Raw genomic sequence first — 4,740 nt, forward strand, 5'->3', positions numbered from 1 at the left:
TCGTGGTTGATCATGCGCCAGTTCTCCTGGTCGATGCCGCTGAAGAGCATGGGGAAGTCGATGCCCATGCCGGCCTCGCCGACGACCTCGGCCAGGCCCGGAGCATGTGAGCCGTTGCCCTGGTGGGCGGGAACGTGCAGGCGCTGCCAGTCCTCGGCGGCCAGGGAGCGCAGAGCTTCGGCGTACGGTGCGGTGTGCTGGCGGGGGTCGATCGTGGTGTCGGCGTGTGTTGTCGTGGGGACGGTCGCGGTGTCCGTGACGGGGGTGGTCGCTGTGTCGGGGTGGAGTCGAGTATCGGCGCGCATGGGGCCCACACTATGGATCGAATCCTGTCTACGATATAGCAAGAAATCATTCACGGTGACATAGTGTCTATATCATGATGAATCTGCAGCAGTTCCGGGTGCTCCTGGCCATCCGGGACGAAGGAAGCCTCAATCGTGCCGCCGAGGTGCTCGAGCACGGGGTCCCGACCGTGACCCATCATCTGCGCACCCTCGAATCCCATCTGCGCATCAGGCTCGTCGACCGGGCGCGGAACGGAACTCGACTGACGCCGTTGGGGGAGTCCTTCGCCGAGGAGATCGAACCTGTACTGGCACGCATCGACCGGGCCGAGCAGCTCGTCACCGCCCAGCGCGATGCCGGCGTGGTGTCCCTGCGCATCGGATCATTCTCCTCGATCGGTTCGCGCCTTCTGCCCGCCGCGATCGCCGGACTTCAACAGAGAACGTCCGTGCGTGTCGAGGTCGTCGAGGCCGAACCCAGCGAAGTCGTCCGGATGCTGCACAGCGGTGAGGTCCACGCCGGGCTCATCTACGACATCCCCGAACTGCCCGAATTCGCCGGTCCCGAGCTGCGGCTGCGCACTCTCCTCGACGAGCCCTACCGGGTCATGGTCGCCCGCGACGGCGAGCTGGCGGGGCAAGAGGTCCTCGATTTCGCCACGATGAGCGACGTCGACTGGGTGTGCAGTCGCAACGAATCCGACGCCTCGGTGCGGGTGCTGCGACGGATCTCCCGGGGACTGGGATACGAGCTGCGCGAACTCATGCGCAGCGACGATCTCTACATGATCCATGGGCTCGTGGCTGAAGGGCTCGGATGCGCATTGACCACCGAGGTGGCCGTCGACACCGATTTCGACGTCGTCTTGCGGTCCGCTAAGCAGGACCTCGGTCAGCGTCGGGTCTCGTTCGTGACCAGGCCCGGACCCAATCCGGCCGCCGTCGGCTGGCTGGGCGAGATCCTCGGATCGGTGGCCGCGAGACTGGAGGCCGCCTCGGCGGGATGAGCTCCACTGCTCGGCGACGTGCGAATCGCGGAACTTTTGGTGTGAAATCAGCGTTCGGAATCGCATCAGAAGTTCCTCCATTCGCGGCGTCGCAGTGCGATCTGCGAAGTGGCGGTGCGGGTCAGAGCGTTCTGCCGGTGACCGGGACGTCGTCGGTGGGCTCGCTCAGGGATCGGCCTGGGTGCTCAGCGCCTCGGTGATGGTCTTGGCTTCGCGGCGGAGCAGGGCGACGAGGCGTTCGACGCGGGGCCCAGTCACACGATCGGCAATGCTCGCGATCGACAGAGCCGCGCGAGAACGTCCGCCACGAATCCGCAGGGGCACGCCCACCGCCCAGGAGCCTTGGGCGAAGAGACCAGGATTGTGGACGAAGCCGTCGACGCGGGCCCGGTCGATGATGTCGCGCAGCTGGGTGACCGAGACCTTGGGATACCGTTCGGCGAAGATCTGGGCATTGGCCTCGAACTGGGCGTCCACCTCGGCGGGGGAGAGTTCGGAGAGAATCGCGAGGCTGCCGGCGCCGATGCCCAAAGGATGGCGATCGCCCACGGACAGAGCGTTGTTCAGTATCTCGCCGAAGCCTTCCTCGCGCCTGGCGCAGATCGAATAGCTGCCGGTGCGCAGGGTGAGGAAGGCTGTGTCCCGGCTGAGCTCGGCCAGACGCAGCAGGCTCGATTCCGATTCCGTGACCAGCGGGTCGACGGACTTCTGCGCGAGCTGACCCAGGATCTGCGACTGCACTCCCAGACGGTAGCCGCCCTCCTCGAGGCGCTCGACATACCCCATGGCGATGAGCGCCTGCAGCATCCGATGGACGCTGGCCTTGGGGCGGCCGCTGATCGAGGCGACCTCGGACAGGCTGGCACCGCTGACGCGTTCGCCGGCGATGAGGCCGACGAGGTTGAGCAGGGACAGCGCGCGCTGGATGCTCTGGGCGCCAGTCCCGGGTTCGAGATCATCGACGGCGTGGGCGACGTTGAAGGAGGCGGACCGGCGGAGGATCTTCCCGCGCATCTTCATGCGGTGGTCGTCATGGGCTTCGTCACCGTTGTGCATGACTCCATTATGGTCCCGCTCCGGGTGATGGTCAGATTCCCGCGTTCCTGGTGTCTCGGGTGTCCCGACGGTGGCTGGGGAGGACGCTGGAACAAGCGGGGATCGAGGGCCCGCGGTCCAGGATGTGGAACGGGACCCTGCTCACCGGCACCCACCTCGGCGAGGTCAAGTCCTAGACTGGGACAGCTTCGCAGCGGAGGACGGCTCCCGACGAGGGGTCGCCCGTGCGGAAGCGACCTGACGACGAAGGAAGCGAGTGTGAACACGGTGGGCGAAACGGTCCTCAAGCTGGACGATGTGACGTTCCGACGTGGGGAGACGAAGATCCTCCACGGCATCGACCTGAGCATCGGTCGTGGTGAGCACTGGGTTCTCATCGGCCCCAACGGAGCGGGGAAGTCGACCATTCTCAGTTTCGCCTCGGCACAGGTCTTCCCGACCTCCGGGGCGGTCGACATCCTCGGGCAGCGCATGGGCCGCGTCGAACTCCAGGCCCTGCGTCGTCATATCGGACATGTGAATCCGCGCCACCCCCTGCGCTCGAACCTGTCCGTGCGCGAGGTCGTCCTCACCGGTCTGACCGGCACGATTGAGAGGCCCTTCCGCTGGGAACCCAGCCCCAACGAGGTCGCGAAGGCCGATGATCTCATCGCCGAGGTGGGTCTGAGCTCCCGCGCGGACGCGGGGTGGAAGGTCCTGTCCCAGGGCGAGCGAGGCCGCGCTCTCGTGGCCCGAGCGCTCATCGCCGACCCGCAGCTCCTGCTCTTCGACGAGCCGACCACCGGCCTCGACGTGGCCGCCCGCGAACAGCTGCTGGAGACCATCGATTCGCTCTCGGTGACCTCACCGGAGCTGACGACCCTGCTGGTGACCCACCACCTCGAGGAGATCCCGCAGTCCACGTCCCACGCGATGCTCATCTCCCACGGCCAGCTCACTGCATCGGGTGACATCGCCGAGGTGCTCACCACCGATCAGGTCAGCGCGGCCTTCGAGCACCCGATCGACGTCGGCTTCGCCGACGGCCGCTGGTCGGCCCGTGCGATCCGGCATCGTCCCGTCGCGGTCTAGGCGAACTTCCTCGGCCTGTGCTGGAGCACCCGCGCGCCATTGCGCGCACACACCGTGCGGCTTAGGCTTGAGGCATGAAGATGAGTACCGTATGGAGCATCGTCGGCGCGATCATCGCGATCATCATCGCGTGGTGGGTGGTCAACATCGCGTTCTCGATCGCATGGTTCCTCGTCAAGGCGATCATCGCCGTCGTCGTTGCGGCCGCCATCTTCGGCCTCATCAAAGCATCTCTCAAGTCCAAGGATCGACAGCGCTAGAACCTCAGGGACGCGTCGGATCGTCGCCGACGTTGCGAGCTGCCCTGCCGAACTCTTCAGAGATCGCCGAGGCTGGTGTTCGCCCCGCACAGTACGACGCAGACCTTCTCGTCGGGTGCCGGAATGTAGCTCCCGGAGCCAGCTGAACCGTGGATTCCGGCCAGTGCCGTGGCTGCGGCATGCTCGAGTGCCAAACGGTGCTCGCCCCACAGATGACTGCGCGCGGAGATGATCTGCTCATCGTCGACCAGCACCGAGGTGACCAGGTCATTCTGCGCAGCCGCCACAGCCAGAGGTGTGGCTCGCCTGGCACCCAGAGAATCCGCCGCGACCGAATCGACCGGAACGTCGACGGGCTCGCCCGCCTCCAGTGCCGCGTTCAGTGCCCGACAGTTCGCAGGCTCGACCGCGACCGTGCGCACCCCATGGAACGTCGCGGCCGTGGCCACCCCGGCGAACAGTCCGCCTCCGCCGGCGGAGACGACGATCGTGTCGAGGTCGGGGATCTGCGAGAGGATCTCGGTCAACATCGTCCCGGCACCGGCGGCGATGAGCGGATGATCGTAGGCGTGGGATGCCAATGCACCGGATGACTCGACGAACTTCTGGCAGGCCAGGGCCGCCTCGGCGTATTCCGAACCGATCAGACGCACCTCGGCGCCGTAGCCGCGCAGCCTCTCGACCTTCACGGCGGGAGCGTTGGTGGGCAGGAACACGGTGGCCGGAACACCGGCATCGCGTGCCGCCCAGGCGCAGGCCAGTCCCGCGTTGCCGCCCGAGGCGATCGTCACCCCGGCCTCGGGGAACGTCCCCTCGGCCAGGTGAGTCTGGATGAAGTTCTGCGCGCCACGGGCCTTGAACGAACCGGTGTACTGCATGAACTCGAGGGCGAAGTGCACGCCCGACCCGGTCGGGTCGATGCTCGGCGGGGCGGACCACGTCGCGGCGGTCGTGGTCGGTGCCTCGGGAGCGTTCCCCGGCCGAGCCGACGCCACCGTGACCGGTCGCACCCGGCCGGAGATCCGTGCGGCGGCCGCTTCGATATCGGGGTAGGTCAAC

The 4,740-nt window shown here is 66.8% G+C and carries 5 protein-coding genes and 1 pseudogene; 3 read left to right on the top strand and 3 right to left on the bottom strand.

The genetic code is table 11. From position 1 onward, the window contains the following. Nucleotides 1–305: pseudogene (locus tag L0G76_RS14205) on the bottom strand (amino acid decarboxylase); the annotation flags it as partial. Nucleotides 306–379: 74 nt separating this feature from the next. Here L0G76_RS14205 and L0G76_RS14210 point away from each other — a divergent pair. Continuing rightward, on the top strand, nucleotides 380–1,294 hold the full coding sequence (locus tag L0G76_RS14210; RefSeq protein ID WP_304357814.1) for a LysR family transcriptional regulator: 915 nt from the start codon (nucleotides 380–382) through the stop codon (nucleotides 1,292–1,294). Nucleotides 1,295–1,459: 165 nt separating this feature from the next. Here L0G76_RS14210 and L0G76_RS14215 read toward each other — a convergent pair whose 3' ends face one another. Beyond that, the gene (locus L0G76_RS14215) at nucleotides 1,460–2,350 is read right to left on the bottom strand and encodes an IclR family transcriptional regulator (protein ID WP_304357815.1); all 891 of its coding nucleotides are present in this window, start codon (nucleotides 2,348–2,350) and stop codon (nucleotides 1,460–1,462) included. A gap of 258 nt (nucleotides 2,351–2,608) precedes the next feature. On the opposite strand from L0G76_RS14215, the gene L0G76_RS14220 reads away from it, so the two are divergent. Together L0G76_RS14220 and L0G76_RS14225 are read left to right on the top strand one after the other, a co-directional pair. Then, the gene (locus tag L0G76_RS14220; protein ID WP_369696191.1) at nucleotides 2,609–3,421 is read left to right on the top strand and encodes an ABC transporter ATP-binding protein; all 813 of its coding nucleotides are present in this window, start codon (nucleotides 2,609–2,611) and stop codon (nucleotides 3,419–3,421) included. Nucleotides 3,422–3,495: 74 nt separating this feature from the next. Beyond that, a complete protein-coding gene (locus tag L0G76_RS14225) occupies nucleotides 3,496–3,681 on the top strand; it encodes a hypothetical protein (RefSeq protein WP_304357816.1) in 186 nt (61 codons plus the stop codon). 56 nt (nucleotides 3,682–3,737) lie between these two features. On the opposite strand, the gene L0G76_RS14230 is transcribed toward L0G76_RS14225, so the two are convergent. After that, on the bottom strand, nucleotides 3,738–4,739 hold the full coding sequence (locus tag L0G76_RS14230) for a threonine/serine dehydratase (RefSeq protein WP_304357817.1): 1,002 nt from the start codon (nucleotides 4,737–4,739) through the stop codon (nucleotides 3,738–3,740). Between the last annotated feature and the right edge of the window lies 1 nt (nucleotide 4,740).

Source organism: Brevibacterium picturae (genome assembly GCF_030453725.1).
In the GTDB taxonomy this organism is placed as follows: Bacteria; Actinomycetota; Actinomycetes; order Actinomycetales; family Brevibacteriaceae; genus Brevibacterium; species Brevibacterium sandarakinum_A.

Coding starts and splice junctions, on each gene's coding strand:
- L0G76_RS14215 (WP_304357815.1), bottom strand. CDS start 2,350: ATGCACAACGGTGACGAAGCCCATGACGACCACCGCATGAAGATGCGC.
- L0G76_RS14225 (WP_304357816.1), top strand. CDS start 3,496: ATGAAGATGAGTACCGTATGGAGCATCGTCGGCGCGATCATCGCGATC.
- L0G76_RS14210 (WP_304357814.1), top strand. CDS start 380: ATGATGAATCTGCAGCAGTTCCGGGTGCTCCTGGCCATCCGGGACGAA.